The following is a 15,137-nucleotide window of genomic DNA, read 5'->3' as shown; positions in this document are numbered from 1 at the left end:
CTCATCACCCCTTACCAATAACTGATTTGATTTAATTCAGCATCTACTTCATCAACAAACACATCGTAGTTTTTGTGAATGTGGCAATCGACTGTTGCCTCATTCCTCATAATTTCAAGCAAGTTTTCAATCTTTACTCTTGCTTGTGCCTCGCTAGTTGCCAGCACTTGAAAGCTAATATTGAAATTGACATTCACGCTGACATCAAATTCTTTCACTCTTTCTTTCATTTATCCCCCTATTGCTTGTTTCAATAACTCTTTCCCTTTATCTGATATTTTGCTTTTGTTGATTATTTCTGTTACATCAACTGGTTCTTTTGCTACCTCTACCAAGTTTCCTGTAGAGGTCATTTCGATTTGCTTTTTACCAGCATTTAGCAGCACTCGTTCACGTTCTGCTTTTTCTCTTGCCTTTAACAACAAGTGATTATCTTTAATCGAATTAGACAATCTCAATCGCTCACGTTCCCTTGTTTCTTGTACTTCGTAGTTCTTAACAAACTGCGCCCTACATGATGTTTCGTTGAAGTTATCGCCGTTTTGAGGGTCGAACGATTTCCAAATTGCCCTGGCACATTGTTTTGTTAAACCCTCTAACTTTTCTAAACCTTTTTCATAGCCATATGATCTAGCTACTTGATACACTCTTTCCCATGCATCTTGTGCAGTCGGTAGTTCCTCATGTGCATTTACAAAGGCACTTAATGCGGAACATTCCTCTCTGATTTCTGCAATCGTTGGTAAGAATTTACATCTATCAATTAAATTATTCACCGCTTGTTCTAACGTAACTGGGTTAATATCTGATAGCTTATAAACATATAACTTCATGCGTTCCTTTGGCATATCAGTACTGTACGCTAGCTGTAACATCGATAGTGCTTTCACTATCTGTTGTTGATTGTTCATTTGCACCCCCAAACTCTTGCATTAAATCATTAACAACATCAATGGCTTGTTGTTTCTTACTCACTTTTAGATTTCTGTATTCACTACGCTCCCATGTTCTGACCGCTGCTTTCCAATCTTTCATGGAATTTTTGCCTACTTTCCAACCATTACTTTCGTAATAGTCATAAAATTGTTCAGCGTTTACATTGTTGTTTCTTTCAATGCAGTAGTCTTGTATTTCATCAATAGTAGGTTTAGTAAAAGTTTTACGCTTTGGTGAATGTGGTTTCTCACATTCGCCCTCTATAGTCTTATCTAACCTAACCTTACCTATACTAGCCTTACCTAACCTTACCTTACCTACGGATACATCTTGTATACATTCTGTATCCAATGTGGATACATGGCTTTCATTCAACTGATACTCTTTGTTTGCAGTAATTTCTAATAACTTTCTTTCAGGTTGTATACTTGGTTTGTAACGATCACTTTGTATGTAGTTATGTATCTTCCAATGTTTGATTACGATAACACCACTACCAAAACTTATTACAAATTGTTTAGCTACTAACAACTTCATATCATCATCTTTAGCACCAACTATACGCATGATAGATTTAGGCGCATTTACAAACCCATCATCATCTGCATCTAACAACATATGAAAGTATAGGTTTTGTGTTGTAGCTGGCATATCAAGGAATTGGTCTGATTTAATAATGGACTTTGCCATCATTCTTCTTTCTGCCATGCACTAACCTTTCCTAACAATTCATCAATCGCTTCACGTAAAAGAGGATTTAATGCAGCACACACAACATTTTCTAGCATTTTATATTCATCGATTATGTCTTGATGGTAATTTTTAGCCCCTTGCTTATTCTCAAAGTACATAATTCTAGCACTAATCAATGCTCTTAACATTTCTAGTTTTTCGTATTCACCCAATCGGTCTTTATTCATAGTGTTTCATCCTTTCCTTAACAATTTCTTGTAATCGCTTTCTAGTTTCTTTAGCAAACACCCCATGTGCTATTGGTATGTGGCAATGCACACACAAGCAAGCTAGGTTATCCATCGTGCTTTTACCTAACTGTGAACGGAATACAATGTGATGTATCGATATACCCTCATGACCGCCACACAGTACGCATGAGTAGTTATCACGTTCAAGCACTTTAGGTCTATTTTGTTTTAGTAGCTTTTCATCTTCACGTTTCCGTTTGTTCACTCTCCCACCCCTTAACTAACGATTGGACATAATCGCTATCATCACGTTTTATTCCAAGCTGGTTGCACTCATCAACTAAGCAGTCAATAAGCCGTTGCATTTCTGCAGTTGTATATACCGATGAGCCGTGGTAACACATTATGTTGTGATACCCTTTTAGGCTCTGACATTCTCCAGCATCTTCCGCCAGCCATCCGATACCATGTGCTTGCCATATTTGAATATAGCGTTCGACTGCATCCTCACGGACTGGAACATATGTGAAATGTCCACAGTCCTTTATAGCTTTTTTGTATACATCTTCTTTTGTTGTGTAGCTATGTTTACTAAGTTCAAGTGCTATATTTTGACATAACACCCAGCAATAAGAATTAGCATTTAGACTTCTTGATTTAGTTTTACGTTTAATTTCTACTATGTACTCTTTATCAGTAGTAATCTTTGATAGATCATTGTCATGTGGTGCAGGTATTACTACCATTACACCTAGTGGACTTCTTAATGTTTCGATATTATTTGTTGTCCACTTCATCGTTTAGCGTACCTTTGGGCATTCACCCAGTTGAACGCTTGTTGATAAAGTTCTTGTGTCATGTCTTTTGACTCATTAACTTTTAGCGTTTCTTTTAGATAATGTTTCAAATCATCTTCGCTAATACCACCTTGTGTGGCTCTAGCTTTTAGTGTTTGCCAGTTGTAAACAGTTTCTTGTGTTTGTTGTGCAGGCTTTTTGCTATTATCCATTGTGTCAGCATCTTTTGTATCATCGATACATAACAACGCATTGAGTGCGTACTTTCTAGCGTAAGATGATGTGGCACCTGTAATTTGACTTTCATCCATACCTTTTTTTGTATCAGGTTCTCTTGCATATGCAGTCGCACTTACAATCTCTCTACCATCCGTAATTTTTGCGGTAGCTTTCACATAGTATCGATCACCAATTTGTACGATTTCATCATCAATAAGAAGTGCTAAGTTGTGTTCTTTTAACAACGGTTTAACACCCTCTAAAATATCTTCACAGCTGCGATAGTTATATTTACCAAAGGAATTGTATTGTCCTTTAGGTGCTTTCAACTTATGTTGAATATCACCAACCCTTTGATTTAAAACTACTTGGCTATCAGTTATTTTTTCTATGTTTTCCATGTTTCACCTAACCAATCTGTAAATTCATGTGTGTTTCAATTCTCGCACCAGCTACTTCTTGTTCTGCTTTGATTGCTTTTTTGATTGCCACTTTATCAGCAGTAATTGTTGTTTTTCTAAATTCATCAGGCAATGCATACAAATCATCAATTTCTACTGTTTCGCTTGCTTTGTAGTAGCATTTGAATTGTCCAACTTTCTTTTCTGTTAATTGGTTTTCTTTCATGACATGATCTATGTTATTCTTCAATCGTTCTGTCATATTTTCCAAAGTCTTAGCTTTAGCACTTAGCCGTTTGGACTCATCCTTAAACGCTTGAATATCACCTTTTAGGTTACGGATAAACATTGCAGTATTTTCGATTTTCTCATCGATGCTGCAGTCTAACATATCCAAAGTATCTTGGATGGCTTGCATATCCTCTTCGGTTTCAGCCACCTCTAACATTGCTTGCAACTCTTTATAATCTTTATTTAGTTCATATAAACTTGGCATTCAAAATCTCCTATGCTAAAATACAAGTAGAGTATTTTCTAATACTCCTTACACTAAGTCCGCTAAACTTCTTCTACACTTTTCACTAGCGGACTTTTTTTCTTTTCGTAATATTGGATATCGTCTAACCAATATCCAACTAATATCCACATCACCACTCCTAGCATTGATTGACAAAAGAATGTCCAAAAGTCTATTGTGTCTAACTGTAGACTTCCCATTCCACCAACAACTAATATCGCTGCAATGGTGCGTAGTGCGTAACATAACTTAATCATTCAAATCTTCTCCTACAATCACTAGCATTTGGCTGGTGATTTTTTTTATTTCACTCTTTAACTTACGATTTTCTTTTCTTAGGCTCTCCACCTCACTTTGTAGTTTTCTGTAACCGATTGCGTTGTATTCATCCTCAACACCTGCTAGTGCTTCAACCTCTCTTTTGCTAAATTTCACACCACTTATATTTGGTAGTTGTGTTAGCGTTCCATCATTTCTTAGGTTGTAAACAGATGTTGTTGAGATTTGTAACAGTTCGGCTACTTGGTCAACTGTATATACAAGGCTCTCCATATCTCATCCCCTTGTGTGAATTTAATTCACTATTTTATTTAAAAAAAATTTCCTTAGTTTCTTTGCTGGTTAATCTCAACATATCAACCAATCGTGCAATTTCACTAGCTTTAAATTCGCTATCACCTCTCAACTTCTTATATAAAGCCTTTCTAGTGATGTTTAACTCACTAGCTACAAAATTTAACTTAAAACCTTTAGCATTAATAATTTCTTTGAGTGTGTCCATTCTACACCCCCTTTCGTATTTTGTTATGTGTGAATTTAATTCACACTCATAATATAACATTATGGTGAATATGTGTCAACACTTTTTCCTAAAAAAGTTGATTTTTTTTCACGTTACATTTAAAATCATAATGGATAATAGCGTTAAGAGGTGATTTGATATGACACTATATGACAATATAAAAACATTAAGAGAAAACCTGAAAATGTCGCAAGATGAGTTGGCAAGAAAAGTTGGTTATAAAGATAGAACCAGCATCGCTAAAATTGAAAGCGGTAAAATTGATTTGGCTCAATCTAAAATATTTGCATTCGCTGAGGCTTTAAATACAACACCAGAAGATTTAATGGGTTTACATTATTACAATGATCAAAAGGTGTCAGAATACGCACAAGCAGTAAAAGATAACCCAAACCTTAAATTACTCTTTGATGCAAGTAAGGATATGTCCAAGGATGATATTGATTTTGTAATCAACACTATTGAAATGTTAAAGAAACGTGAGGGCAAATAATATGGAACTACTATTCTCTGTTATATCTATAGTTGCTTATTTCTTTGGTTATCCTACTGTTGCAGGTGTTGTAGGTATCATAGCCACTATATTATTTATATTATTCTATTCTAAGCAAAATAAACCTTATAGCGTTTTTGTTCCGTGGTTAATCATTTCAATTCTACTAAACGTATTATTTATTAATTACAAACCTAACTTTGTATTAAGCGTAGGTATAGTATCGTCAATGTCTATATGGCTAACATCTGTACTGGTTTGGATATTCCACTCAATCACAAATAAATAATGCGAAAAATTATACACATTATTTTATGTACAATACTCCCATAAGGGGGAATGTATATGAATATAGTTTTAATCTACACAAAGTTAAGACCATCTCAAAATGCAGTACTTACTTTAAACGATGATGGCACTTACACCATTCTAGTTAATCGTGATAAACCTATTGATGTACAACGTAAAGGAATACTGCATGAGATAGGTCATATATTAAATGATGATATGTTCAGCCACGCTAATATTGATTTATTAGAACGCATGGCACACGCAAGGGAAATTGAGTTCGAGGGAATAAATTTCTACACGCATATATTGTGAGGTATACCATGCAATACAACTTTACAATAAGAAAAAAGGATAAAGGGTTTCAAATCATAGTCGCATACAAAGACGGCTACAAATGGAAACAGAAGTCTAAACAGGGTTTCAAAACTAAACGTGAGGCTAAGGAATACGGACACGTTATAGTTAAGGAATTAGACAAAACCGCATTACTCACAAAAGATACAGAATTAAAAGAATTAACATTCAAGGAATTTGCGGATATGTTCCTTGAAATAAAAAAGGCACACGTCACGCATAATACTTTGGTTATGTATCGTCATGCGGTGTGTGCTTTCAAGTTTATCCACGATATGAAGTTGTCAGATATTAAGCCGTTACACATTCAAAATGCGGTAAATAAAATGGCTAACTCACCTACTACTATCAATTCGTATTATAAGGTAGTGGAAAGGATATTCTATATAGCTATCAACCCATACAAGATAATTAGTGATAACCCATGTACTGGTGTTAGGTTGCCACGTGTCGAACGTAAGAATATGATCCATACAATAACCGATGAAGATTTAAACCAGTTTGCAAAATATATGCGTGAGAAATATCCACAAGCCTATTACTTTTTACAGATAGCTAGATATACAGGAATGAGGTTTAGTGAAGTATATGGTTTAACTTGGAATGATATATCCATAGAAAATCGCCAAATTCACATCAATAAGCAACTTTCTTTCCGTAAAGGTGTTATCACCTTTGAGAAAACTAAAACCGCCAATTCGGTGCGAATTTTGCCAATTCCGCCTATATTAAAAAACATACTTATAGAGTACAAATCACATGAGTTAGAGTTTGAACATGATTTAGTGTTAAACCCATACAAGAAAAATGGTGTTAAATGGCAAATAAACACATACTTGAAACGCTTTGGAGATAACCTATCAGCACATAACCTTAGACACACCTACGCTACAAAACTATTAGCTAACGGACTTGATGTGAAAACTGTATCATCTTTACTTGGTGATACACCACAAATGGTTATGAAAACCTATGTGCATTATAACGATGAAATGAAAGCAGCAGCATCAAATGCAGTTGCTAATATTTTTAAATAAAATTTTTGACGATTTTTGACGAATTGAAAGTATTATATCTAAAAGATACATTAAATAAGCACTTCTTTACACTTACATCTTTAACAATCATATAGAGCTGTGTTGCATTTTTAATAATTTGAATATCTGCTGTTTCCTTCGCAGTTCGCGCTCTATCAGCAGCCGATAGAAATTGTGGCATCGCAATGGCCGCTAATATGGCAATAACTGCAACGACAACCATTAATTCTACAAGAGTAAATCCACCTTTTCTCGATTTTTTAAGGTTTTCTCGAACATGATTAATTTGTAGATGTTCTACAATCCATTGACCACATATTTCTAATCTATGATTTAATCCATGAACTAGGTGCATAACAGAACTCATAATATCCTCCTTTTATCATTATTAATCCTGTAAAATAGCTTGATAACAATGCCTACTGCCCTCCCAATTTAGCAATAGACGTAAACAACGGATACATAACAGATACAACCAAAACGGCTACACCGATTCCCATCAAAGTCAGTAATATCGGTTCTAATAGTCTCTCAAGACGGGCAATATATTTTGAAAGTATAGATTCATAATAATGTCCACAATGTTCTAACATCTTTACGAGTTCCCCACTTTCCTCTCCAATAGAGATCATTTGCCATATAAAGGAATTTCCAATATTCTCCGTTCTTAGGCTCTCTTCAAAAGAATGGCCTGATAATAATTTTGCTTCTACCTTTTCACTACATTCGGCACCATACATATTGCCCCATAAAGGTCTTGTAATATTCACTGTGTGAATAATAGAAATTCCAGAATCTAACAAAAGCGCCCAAACTTTCAACATACTTGTATAGTAAATGCAGGTCATCCATTGGTATCGGTGAGCCAACTGCCAAAGCCAACGATGTACTTTGCGTTTTATACTATGTTGATGATATGCAAAGACCATAGCTCCTAGGCCTACACAATGCAGAATAACAACCACTATGGGATGATTCTTTAACCCTTGTCCTAATGCAAAGAGGGCTCGCGTCATCACTGGTAATGTAATATGCATGGTGGTAAAAACCTTTTCAAAGGATGGAACAATAAACAAGATGGTAACAAGAAAAAAGATATTCATTAATACAAGTAAAAATAATGGATAAGAAATAGCACTGATAACCTTTTGCCGTAGCTGTCGTTCCCAATCATAGTGACGTGATATATATTGCAAGCTTTCTCCTAATGTACCTGCGGCCTCTCCACTTTCTAATAAAGCCAGTGCAATGGCAGGACAACCTTCACTTCGCAATGCTTGAGACAACGTTTGACCACGCTCAATCGATTCATATAAGGCTGTATATAAAAGGCCTCGCTTTCCCTGACACAATAACTGTAATGCTCGTCGTAAAGGCACGCCAGATTCGATGAGTAGTCCTAATTGATAGGTTACATCTACCACCATAGTATGATTCCACTTATGTTTCTTCTTATTTACTTGTAAGGTAATTTTATAAATCTTATATCCATCTCGCTTTAACCGTGTGCCGACCTCCTGTTCTGAATCCGCCCATATTAAACCTTTGATCGTTTCATTATTCTCATCTTTTACGACATATTCATAAGCCTCCATACCTTCACCTACGATAATTGTTGATCTAATAATGTATGTAGTTGTTGCTGAGAGCCATATTGTACCTTCGCATCTCGTACGGCCATCTCTAGTGTTTTCATAGGTAATTGTGTTTCTTGAATAGAAATAATCTGTGGTTCCTTACGAGTACGTATCAAATTCGCTACCGCATGCGTGTTTAGCAAAATATCCCGAATGGTAATGAACTTTTTATTCCATCGAAGGAGCCGTTGACATATAACGGCACGTAGTACTTGAGATATTTGACTACGCACCTCCTCTTGTTGTTCACCAGGGAATAGTGAAATCATACGGTGAACAGCCATTACAGCCCGCTGTGTATGCATGGTTGCCATCACAAGATGACCTGTTTCGGCTGCATGAAGAGCAGCCTCTAAGGTTTCTCGATCTCGGAGTTCTCCTACCATAATGACATCTGGATCCTCCCTCAATGCATCTCGAATACCATCAGACATAGACTTAATATCTGCACCTAATTGGCGTTGATGAATTAACGATTTCTTAGGTTTAAACTCAAATTCGATGGGGTCTTCTAAGGTGATGATGTGACGCTCCATTGTTTGATTGATATAATCAATACAGCAAGCTAAGGTAAAACTTTTACCACTGCCTGTAGGGCCACAGACGAGCAATAAACCATCATGAGATTCACATAATTTTTGTAGGAGTTGACCTTCACTATTATCATCCAGTTTAAGTTGTTGATGACACAATAAGCGAAGTGTGCCACATATAGTTTGATTAGCTCGATACAGATGAACACGAATACGTACACCACAACAGGAACAAGCTTCATCAATAGATTGCCATTCATACGATGCTATACCACAACGTCGCAAAATATCTTCAATCAACGTAGTGGTACATACAAATTGAGTGGCCTTTAATCCATCACCATGTCTCAAATAGATAGGCTCGCCACATTGTAGATGAATATCTGTTGATGATAAGTGTATAGCCTCTTCAACAATGGTTTCTAAACTTTCACTATTACAGCATGAGTCCACAACGATGCACCTCCTCTATAGATGTAACATGTTGAGCTACGGCTTCACGGGCGGAATCTTCTAAGGACAGTAATACATGTGCCTCTAATTGATCCCACTGAGCCGAATTAATAGGTATCTCTAAGTATTCAAACAGAGCAGTCCGTCCGTGATACGATGTACCATCAAATTTTCTAACTAGACGTTGTGCAATGGCCCCCATCAAGGTAGCCCGTATTAAATACGGTTCTACCCCCATATCCATGAGACGCGTTACAACACCAAGTGCTGTATTTGTATGAATAGTGGATAGTACACGGTGTCCGGTTAAAGCTGATTTAACAGCCAGCTCTGCCGTCTCCTTATCCCGAATCTCACCGATCATAATCGTATCTGGATCTTGACGTAGCACAGATCTTAACCCTTTGGCAAAGGTAAAGCCGATTTTTTCGTTAATACCAATTTGAATGGCTCCTTTTATTTCAGCCTCTACAGGGTCTTCAAGGCAAATTAGCTTTGTTTCCTCTAAATTCAACATGCGGAGCATCGCATATAAGGTAGCAGTCTTGCCGCTTCCCGTAGGTCCACAGATAAGTAACAATCCATAAGGACGTTTTAATAGCTGTTCAATATGATCAAAAATATCTGCACGCATGCCTAACGCTTTTAGATCCTTATGACTACCTTCATTCCCCATAAGACGACACACCAAAGTTTCTCCATATAAACTGGGTAATGTAGATACGCGCATCGTTACCGATGTATCCTTATGACTCCATGCCCAACGACCATCTTGAGGCAATCTCTTTTCACTAATATCTAACGTACTACATACCTTGATACGGTTAATAATAAGATCTGCCTCTTCGTTTGATACAGTCATATGCGTCTGTAATAATCCATCTTGTCGTAATCTAATTTGTACACCATTTTTAGTTGGATCAAAGTGAATATCGCTGACATGATGCTCTAATGCATACAGAATAATATCGTCTAATGTTACATCTACATACATGGTCACCTCCTATACCTTGCGGTATGTTTTTACCTCACACTAGCGTATGGCGTTATATGGTTCGACATCACATCTTTAATTCCTCTTTTATGTTTAAAAATCCACGAAGCGAAAACTTTTTTATTTTAGGCATACAAAAAAGGCGCCCCGAAGGGCGCCCTTATTGAACTTTTAGCTAAGACGATTTTTATTTTAAGTTATAGAAAACGTCATTACCTTTATATTGTGCTGTTTCGTATAACATTTCTTCAATGCGAAGCAATTGATTGTATTTAGCTACACGTTCAGAACGAGCTGGTGCACCAGTCTTAATTTGGCCAGCATTTACAGCTACTGCAATATCAGCGATAAATGTATCCTCTGTTTCGCCAGAGCGGTGAGATACTACACATGTATAACCTGCGCGTTTAGCAAGTTCCATAGCGTCGAATGCTTCTGTTAAAGTACCGATTTGGTTAACTTTTACAAGAATGGAGTTACCTACACCAAGCTCAATACCACGAGCTAAACGTTTTGTGTTAGTTACGAATAAATCATCACCAACAAGTTGTACGCGATCGCCAAGGCGTTCTGTCAACAATTTCCAGCCATCCCAATCTTCTTCAGCAAGACCATCTTCGATGGATACGATTGGGTATTTACCTACTAAGTATTCGTAGAAATCAACCATTTCAGCAGCTGTTTTAACTTTGCCTTCGCCAGCTAAATTGTATTTGCCATCTTCATAGAATTCAGAAGATGCAGAATCAAGAGCTAATTTGAAGTCTTTACCAGGTTCATAACCAGCCGCTTTAATAGCTTCACAAATTACTTCTAATGCTTCTTCGTTAGATGCCAAGTTTGGTGCGAAACCACCTTCATCACCTACGGCAGTGCTAAGGCCTTTATCATGAAGTACAGATTTCAATGTATGATATACTTCTGCACAGCTACGAAGAGCTTCAGCAAAGGATTCCGCGCCTACAGGCATGATCATAAATTCTTGAATATCTACGTTATTATCCGCATGTGCGCCGCCATTCAAGATATTCATCATAGGAACTGGCAATTCTTTTGCGTTGAAACCGCCAAGGTATGCAAACAATGGCAAATCTAAGGATTCAGCTGCTGCACGAGCTACTGCCATAGATACACCAAGAATTGCATTAGCACCTAAGTTAGATTTATTGTCTGTACCATCTAATTTCAACATCAAGTTATCGATAGCTACTTGTTCAGTCGCATCATAACCAATAATGGCAGGACCGATTTTAGCATTAACATTGTCGATAGCTGTTAATACACCTTTACCAGAGTAACGGGATTTATCACCATCACGTAATTCTACAGCTTCAAACTTACCTGTAGAAGCACCAGATGGAACTGCAGCTGTTGCAATAGTGCCATCTTCTAAACATACTTCAACTTCAACAGTTGGGTTACCGCGGGAATCTAAAATTTCTCTTGCAATGACTTGTTCAATTACTGCCATTTCTTCACCTCATAAAATCTAATGGAATGACTGTCATACGACAATCATTATATATTGAGCTAAACCATATAGGTTATAACTCTAATTAACTATAAATATAGTGAAAACTCTATATTATGCTTTTTTTACCAAACTATGCCCAGTCATAGATTTTGGTTGATCTATGCCAGCCAAGTCTAATAATGTTGGCGCAATATCACATAATTTACCAGATTCTAATGTAGCTGATTTTAGAGTATCACTCATTAAAATTAACGGTACCAAGTTCGTTGTATGTGCTGTATGCACCTTACCTGTTTCATGGTTAACCATAAGCTCTGCATTACCATGGTCTGCGGTAATCAACAAATGACCCTTTTTATTACGTATAGCCTCTACGATTCGACCTAAACAAGTATCTACTGCTTGCACTGCTTTAACAGCTGCTTCAAAGCTACCTGTATGACCGACCATATCTGGGTTTGCAAAGTTCAAGATAATCATGTCATATGTTTCATCTTGAATAGCTTGTACAACCTTATCAGTCACTTCATAAGCGCTCATCTCAGGTTGTAAATCATAAGTTGCCACTTGAGGTGATTTTACAAGGATGCGGTCCTCGCCTTCAAATGGTTCCTCTTTACCGCCGTTGAAGAAGTACGTTACATGGGCATATTTCTCTGTTTCAGCAATACGCAATTGACGATAGCCACCTACACTGAGTACTTCGCCTAATGTTTCTGACAAGATGTCTTTTTCGTACACAATATGAACTGGTAAGCCATCTTCATATTTGGTCATGGTCGCCATATACAAGGATAATGGTTCACGGTTAAAGCCATCAAATTCTGGCAATACTAAGGCTTTTGTAAGTTCACGCCCACGGTCTGGACGGAAGTTACAGAAGATAACAGCATCACCATTCTTGATAGTTCCTTCAGTGTCAATCACTGTAGGAAGAACAAACTCATCAGCTGCATCCTTATCATAAGATTGTTGTACCGCTTCACAAGCTGATGCGGCACTTTCACCTTGACCATGTACAATAGCATTGTAAGCAAGTTCCACACGGTCCCAACGATTATCCCGATCCATTGCATAATAGCGACCACTAACGGTGGCAATTTTACCACAGTTTAGCTCTGCCATATATGCTTCTAAATCTTTGATATAACCTTGTGCGCATTGAGGTGCTACATCACGACCATCGAGCAATGCATGTACATATACATGTTCAATACCATTGTCATGAGCGCCTTTAATAACAGCCTTGATATGTTCTAAGGAGCAATGCACATTACCATCAGAAACTAGGCCGATAAGATGTAAGCTTTGTTTTTTGCCTACTTCATATATTTCCTTTATAACAGGGCGATTATAAAACTCACCAGACTCAACGTCTTTAGTAATACGAGTTAAATCTTGGTACACAATGCGACCAGAGCCCAGGTTTAAATGGCCAACCTCAGAATTCCCCATTTGGCCTTCTGGAAGGCCTACCGCTAGTCCTGATGCTTCTAATTTTGTATGTGGATACGTATCCCATAATTGATTAAAACAGTGCGGCTTCGCCTGTACTACAGCATTGGTTGTATCTGATTGATCTCCCATGCCAAAGCCATCTAAGATGACTAGCATTACGGGAGCCTTTAATTTAGCCATTTTTAACCTCATATTAAGCGCTTACTTGATTTGCCGCTTTAATGATATCAATAAATTCATCAACTACTAAAGATGCACCACCTACGAGTGCCCCATCAATATTAGGTTCTCCTAGGATTTCGAGAGCATTTTCAGATTTAACACTACCACCATATTGGATACGCACAGCATCAGCAGTCTCATCATCGTATAAAGAGCGTATGTAATCACGAATTTCTTTACATACTTCTTCAGCTTGATCAGCAGTTGCTGTTTTTCCTGTACCGATAGCCCAAATTGGTTCGTACGCAACAATCAATTGGCTAACTTGTTCCTTCGGAACATCAACCAAAGCACCTTTAAGTTGAGACGTAATCCAGTCAAGAGTATGACCGGACTCACGTTGTTCTAAACTTTCACCAACACAGACAATAGGTGTCAAATTATGATGGAATGCACTTTTAATCTTTGCATTTACCGTCTCATCTGTTTCACCATAATATTCACGGCGTTCAGAGTGACCAATGATAACATAATTGACGCCTACCTCTGTAAGCATAAGTGGTGAAATTTCACCAGTAAATGCACCAGCATCATGATAATCCATGGTTTGTGCGCCTACTGCAATAGCTGTATCGCGTGTTAATGCTACTGCACGTTCAATAGCTGTAAAAGGCGGGCAAACAACTACATCACAGGATAATTCCATATCTTGTAACACGCTGTTAAACGCTTCGATCAGGATAGATCCAGACGCAATGGTGCCATTCATTTTCCAATTTCCTGCAATAATGGGTTTTCTCATATTATGCCTCAGACAATGCAGCAATACCTGGTAGGATTTTACCTTCTAAGAATTCCAAGGATGCGCCACCACCTGTGGAGATATGGCTAATCTTGTCTGCTAAGCCACTTTTTTCAATAGCCGCTACAGAGTCACCACCACCAACGATAGTCATCGCATCGGATTCAGCTACAGCTTTTGCTACCGCATTTGTACCAGCTGCAAAGTTTTCCATTTCAAATACGCCCATAGGACCATTCCAAATAATAGTCTTCATTGGCGCCAATGCTTCTACATATAGCTCACGTGTTTTAGGGCCGATATCTAGAACCATCCAACCATCTTCAATATTTTCAACGTCAACGATTTTAGTATTAGCATCGTTGCTGAAAGCATCAGCTACTACAGCATCGATTGGAGTCAATAATTTAGCCCCTGCTACACGTGCTTCCATAACAAGATCTGTAGCGATAGCTTCTTGGCCTTCTTCGAATAAGGAGCTACCAATGTTACAGCCTTGTGCTTTAATGAAAGCGTTAGCCATACCGCCGCCGATAATCATGACATCAACTTTAGGTAATAAATTAGAAATTACAGAAATTTTATCTGTTACCTTAGCACCACCGATGATAGCTGCCATAGGTGTTTTAGGATGTACAACCGCTGCACTTAATGCTTCAATTTCTTTTTTGAGCAAGAAGCCTGCTGCCATAGGAATATAGTCAGCAATACCGACTACGGATGCTGCATTACGGTGAGAAACACCAAACGCATCATTAATAGCTACATCAGCAAGAGATGCTAATTGTTTAGCAAACTCAGGGTCATTTTTAGTTTCTTCATTGTGGTAACGCAAGTTTTCAAGCATCAATACA

The 15,137-nt window shown here is 37.6% G+C and carries 22 protein-coding genes; 3 read left to right on the top strand and 19 right to left on the bottom strand.

Annotated elements, in window-relative coordinates; all coding sequences use genetic code 11:
• Positions 1-11: 11 nt before the first annotated feature.
• The 11 genes from QZ055_RS00415 to QZ055_RS00365 form a co-directional block, all read right to left on the bottom strand.
• A complete protein-coding gene (locus QZ055_RS00415) occupies positions 12-230 on the bottom strand; it encodes a hypothetical protein (protein WP_295823882.1) in 219 nt (72 codons plus the stop codon).
• Positions 231-875: a hypothetical protein gene (locus tag QZ055_RS00410; protein WP_295823880.1), complete on the bottom strand. Its 645-nt coding sequence runs from the start codon at positions 873-875 to the stop codon at positions 231-233.
• Positions 850-1,644: a hypothetical protein gene (locus QZ055_RS00405; protein ID WP_295823878.1), complete on the bottom strand. Its 795-nt coding sequence runs from the start codon at positions 1,642-1,644 to the stop codon at positions 850-852. Before QZ055_RS00405 ends, QZ055_RS00410 begins: the two co-directional genes overlap by 26 nt.
• Positions 1,626-1,856, bottom strand: a complete 231-nt coding sequence (locus QZ055_RS00400; RefSeq protein WP_295823875.1) for a hypothetical protein — start codon at positions 1,854-1,856, stop codon at positions 1,626-1,628. The genes QZ055_RS00405 and QZ055_RS00400 overlap by 19 nt, the downstream gene beginning before the upstream one ends.
• Positions 1,849-2,124, bottom strand: a complete 276-nt coding sequence (locus tag QZ055_RS00395) for an HNH endonuclease (protein ID WP_295823873.1) — start codon at positions 2,122-2,124, stop codon at positions 1,849-1,851. Before QZ055_RS00395 ends, QZ055_RS00400 begins: the two co-directional genes overlap by 8 nt.
• On the bottom strand, positions 2,105-2,656 hold the full coding sequence (locus QZ055_RS00390) for a hypothetical protein (protein ID WP_295823872.1): 552 nt from the start codon (positions 2,654-2,656) through the stop codon (positions 2,105-2,107). The genes QZ055_RS00395 and QZ055_RS00390 overlap by 20 nt, the downstream gene beginning before the upstream one ends.
• Positions 2,653-3,276: an ERF family protein gene (locus tag QZ055_RS00385; protein ID WP_295823869.1), complete on the bottom strand. Its 624-nt coding sequence runs from the start codon at positions 3,274-3,276 to the stop codon at positions 2,653-2,655. Before QZ055_RS00385 ends, QZ055_RS00390 begins: the two co-directional genes overlap by 4 nt.
• A 7-nt stretch (positions 3,277-3,283) precedes the next feature.
• A complete protein-coding gene (locus QZ055_RS00380; protein ID WP_295823866.1) occupies positions 3,284-3,772 on the bottom strand; it encodes a siphovirus Gp157 family protein in 489 nt (162 codons plus the stop codon).
• Positions 3,773-3,834: 62 nt separating this feature from the next.
• The gene (locus tag QZ055_RS00375; protein WP_295823863.1) at positions 3,835-4,050 is read right to left on the bottom strand and encodes a hypothetical protein; all 216 of its coding nucleotides are present in this window, start codon (positions 4,048-4,050) and stop codon (positions 3,835-3,837) included.
• Positions 4,043-4,345 (bottom strand): helix-turn-helix domain-containing protein, encoded by a 303-nt coding sequence (locus QZ055_RS00370; protein WP_295823862.1) that lies wholly within the window; start codon positions 4,343-4,345, stop codon positions 4,043-4,045. Before QZ055_RS00370 ends, QZ055_RS00375 begins: the two co-directional genes overlap by 8 nt.
• Positions 4,346-4,379: 34 nt before the next feature.
• The gene (locus QZ055_RS00365; RefSeq protein WP_295823860.1) at positions 4,380-4,574 is read right to left on the bottom strand and encodes a hypothetical protein; all 195 of its coding nucleotides are present in this window, start codon (positions 4,572-4,574) and stop codon (positions 4,380-4,382) included.
• A gap of 160 nt (positions 4,575-4,734) precedes the next feature.
• Here QZ055_RS00365 and QZ055_RS00360 point away from each other — a divergent pair, with 160 nt between their 5' ends.
• From QZ055_RS00360 to QZ055_RS00350, 3 genes are all read left to right on the top strand, one after another.
• A complete protein-coding gene (locus QZ055_RS00360) occupies positions 4,735-5,088 on the top strand; it encodes a helix-turn-helix domain-containing protein (protein WP_295823859.1) in 354 nt (117 codons plus the stop codon).
• Between the two features lie 345 nt (positions 5,089-5,433).
• Complete coding sequence (locus QZ055_RS00355; RefSeq protein WP_295823856.1) at positions 5,434-5,691, top strand: ImmA/IrrE family metallo-endopeptidase; 258 nt, start codon at positions 5,434-5,436, stop codon at positions 5,689-5,691.
• A gap of 8 nt (positions 5,692-5,699) precedes the next feature.
• Positions 5,700-6,770, top strand: a complete 1,071-nt coding sequence (locus QZ055_RS00350) for a tyrosine-type recombinase/integrase (RefSeq protein ID WP_295823854.1) — start codon at positions 5,700-5,702, stop codon at positions 6,768-6,770.
• On the opposite strand, the gene QZ055_RS00345 is transcribed toward QZ055_RS00350, so the two are convergent.
• The 8 genes from QZ055_RS00345 to QZ055_RS00310 form a co-directional block, all read right to left on the bottom strand.
• Complete coding sequence (locus QZ055_RS00345; RefSeq protein ID WP_295823852.1) at positions 6,763-7,137, bottom strand: prepilin-type N-terminal cleavage/methylation domain-containing protein; 375 nt, start codon at positions 7,135-7,137, stop codon at positions 6,763-6,765. The genes QZ055_RS00350 and QZ055_RS00345 overlap by 8 nt on opposite strands.
• Before the next feature lie 52 nt (positions 7,138-7,189).
• Positions 7,190-8,365, bottom strand: a complete 1,176-nt coding sequence (locus tag QZ055_RS00340; protein ID WP_295823850.1) for a type II secretion system F family protein — start codon at positions 8,363-8,365, stop codon at positions 7,190-7,192.
• A gap of 8 nt (positions 8,366-8,373) precedes the next feature.
• On the bottom strand, positions 8,374-9,393 hold the full coding sequence (locus QZ055_RS00335) for a type IV pilus twitching motility protein PilT (protein WP_295823849.1): 1,020 nt from the start codon (positions 9,391-9,393) through the stop codon (positions 8,374-8,376).
• The gene (locus QZ055_RS00330) at positions 9,377-10,387 is read right to left on the bottom strand and encodes a GspE/PulE family protein (RefSeq protein ID WP_005386289.1); all 1,011 of its coding nucleotides are present in this window, start codon (positions 10,385-10,387) and stop codon (positions 9,377-9,379) included. Before QZ055_RS00330 ends, QZ055_RS00335 begins: the two co-directional genes overlap by 17 nt.
• Before the next feature lie 187 nt (positions 10,388-10,574).
• Positions 10,575-11,858, bottom strand: a complete 1,284-nt coding sequence (gene eno, locus QZ055_RS00325) for a phosphopyruvate hydratase (RefSeq protein ID WP_024065658.1) — start codon at positions 11,856-11,858, stop codon at positions 10,575-10,577.
• 114 nt (positions 11,859-11,972) lie between these two features.
• Positions 11,973-13,499, bottom strand: a complete 1,527-nt coding sequence (gene gpmI / locus QZ055_RS00320) for a 2,3-bisphosphoglycerate-independent phosphoglycerate mutase (protein ID WP_295823846.1) — start codon at positions 13,497-13,499, stop codon at positions 11,973-11,975.
• A 13-nt stretch (positions 13,500-13,512) separates the two neighbouring features.
• Entirely contained in the window at positions 13,513-14,283 is a 771-nt protein-coding gene (gene tpiA, locus QZ055_RS00315; RefSeq protein WP_295783879.1) for a triose-phosphate isomerase, read from the bottom strand.
• A gap of 1 nt (position 14,284) precedes the next feature.
• Positions 14,285-15,137: phosphoglycerate kinase (locus QZ055_RS00310; RefSeq protein WP_295823844.1), on the bottom strand; the 853-nt coding region annotated here is incomplete at its 5' end.

It is taken from the genome of uncultured Veillonella sp. (genome assembly GCF_905209685.1).
Lineage (GTDB): Bacteria > Bacillota > Negativicutes > Veillonellales > Veillonellaceae > Veillonella.
This window is presented reverse-complemented; position numbering and strand designations above follow the sequence as displayed.

Excerpts from the sequence above, each read along its gene's own strand:
- QZ055_RS00415 (WP_295823882.1), bottom strand. The coding sequence starts at position 230 with ATGAAAGAAAGAGTGAAAGAATTTGATGTCAGCGTGAATGTCAATTTC.
- QZ055_RS00410 (WP_295823880.1), bottom strand. The coding sequence starts at position 875 with ATGTTACAGCTAGCGTACAGTACTGATATGCCAAAGGAACGCATGAAG.
- QZ055_RS00405 (WP_295823878.1), bottom strand. The coding sequence starts at position 1,644 with ATGGCAGAAAGAAGAATGATGGCAAAGTCCATTATTAAATCAGACCAA.
- QZ055_RS00400 (WP_295823875.1), bottom strand. The coding sequence starts at position 1,856 with ATGAATAAAGACCGATTGGGTGAATACGAAAAACTAGAAATGTTAAGA.
- QZ055_RS00390 (WP_295823872.1), bottom strand. The coding sequence starts at position 2,656 with ATGAAGTGGACAACAAATAATATCGAAACATTAAGAAGTCCACTAGGT.
- QZ055_RS00385 (WP_295823869.1), bottom strand. The coding sequence starts at position 3,276 with ATGGAAAACATAGAAAAAATAACTGATAGCCAAGTAGTTTTAAATCAA.
- QZ055_RS00380 (WP_295823866.1), bottom strand. The coding sequence starts at position 3,772 with ATGCCAAGTTTATATGAACTAAATAAAGATTATAAAGAGTTGCAAGCA.
- QZ055_RS00375 (WP_295823863.1), bottom strand. The coding sequence starts at position 4,050 with ATGATTAAGTTATGTTACGCACTACGCACCATTGCAGCGATATTAGTT.
- QZ055_RS00370 (WP_295823862.1), bottom strand. The coding sequence starts at position 4,345 with ATGGAGAGCCTTGTATATACAGTTGACCAAGTAGCCGAACTGTTACAA.
- QZ055_RS00365 (WP_295823860.1), bottom strand. The coding sequence starts at position 4,574 with ATGGACACACTCAAAGAAATTATTAATGCTAAAGGTTTTAAGTTAAAT.
- QZ055_RS00360 (WP_295823859.1), top strand. The coding sequence starts at position 4,735 with ATGACACTATATGACAATATAAAAACATTAAGAGAAAACCTGAAAATG.
- QZ055_RS00355 (WP_295823856.1), top strand. The coding sequence starts at position 5,434 with ATGAATATAGTTTTAATCTACACAAAGTTAAGACCATCTCAAAATGCA.
- QZ055_RS00350 (WP_295823854.1), top strand. The coding sequence starts at position 5,700 with ATGCAATACAACTTTACAATAAGAAAAAAGGATAAAGGGTTTCAAATC.
- QZ055_RS00345 (WP_295823852.1), bottom strand. The coding sequence starts at position 7,137 with ATGAGTTCTGTTATGCACCTAGTTCATGGATTAAATCATAGATTAGAA.
- QZ055_RS00340 (WP_295823850.1), bottom strand. The coding sequence starts at position 8,365 with ATGGAGGCTTATGAATATGTCGTAAAAGATGAGAATAATGAAACGATC.
- QZ055_RS00330 (WP_005386289.1), bottom strand. The coding sequence starts at position 10,387 with ATGTATGTAGATGTAACATTAGACGATATTATTCTGTATGCATTAGAG.
- eno (WP_024065658.1), bottom strand. The coding sequence starts at position 11,858 with ATGGCAGTAATTGAACAAGTCATTGCAAGAGAAATTTTAGATTCCCGC.
- gpmI (WP_295823846.1), bottom strand. The coding sequence starts at position 13,499 with ATGGCTAAATTAAAGGCTCCCGTAATGCTAGTCATCTTAGATGGCTTT.
- tpiA (WP_295783879.1), bottom strand. The coding sequence starts at position 14,283 with ATGAGAAAACCCATTATTGCAGGAAATTGGAAAATGAATGGCACCATT.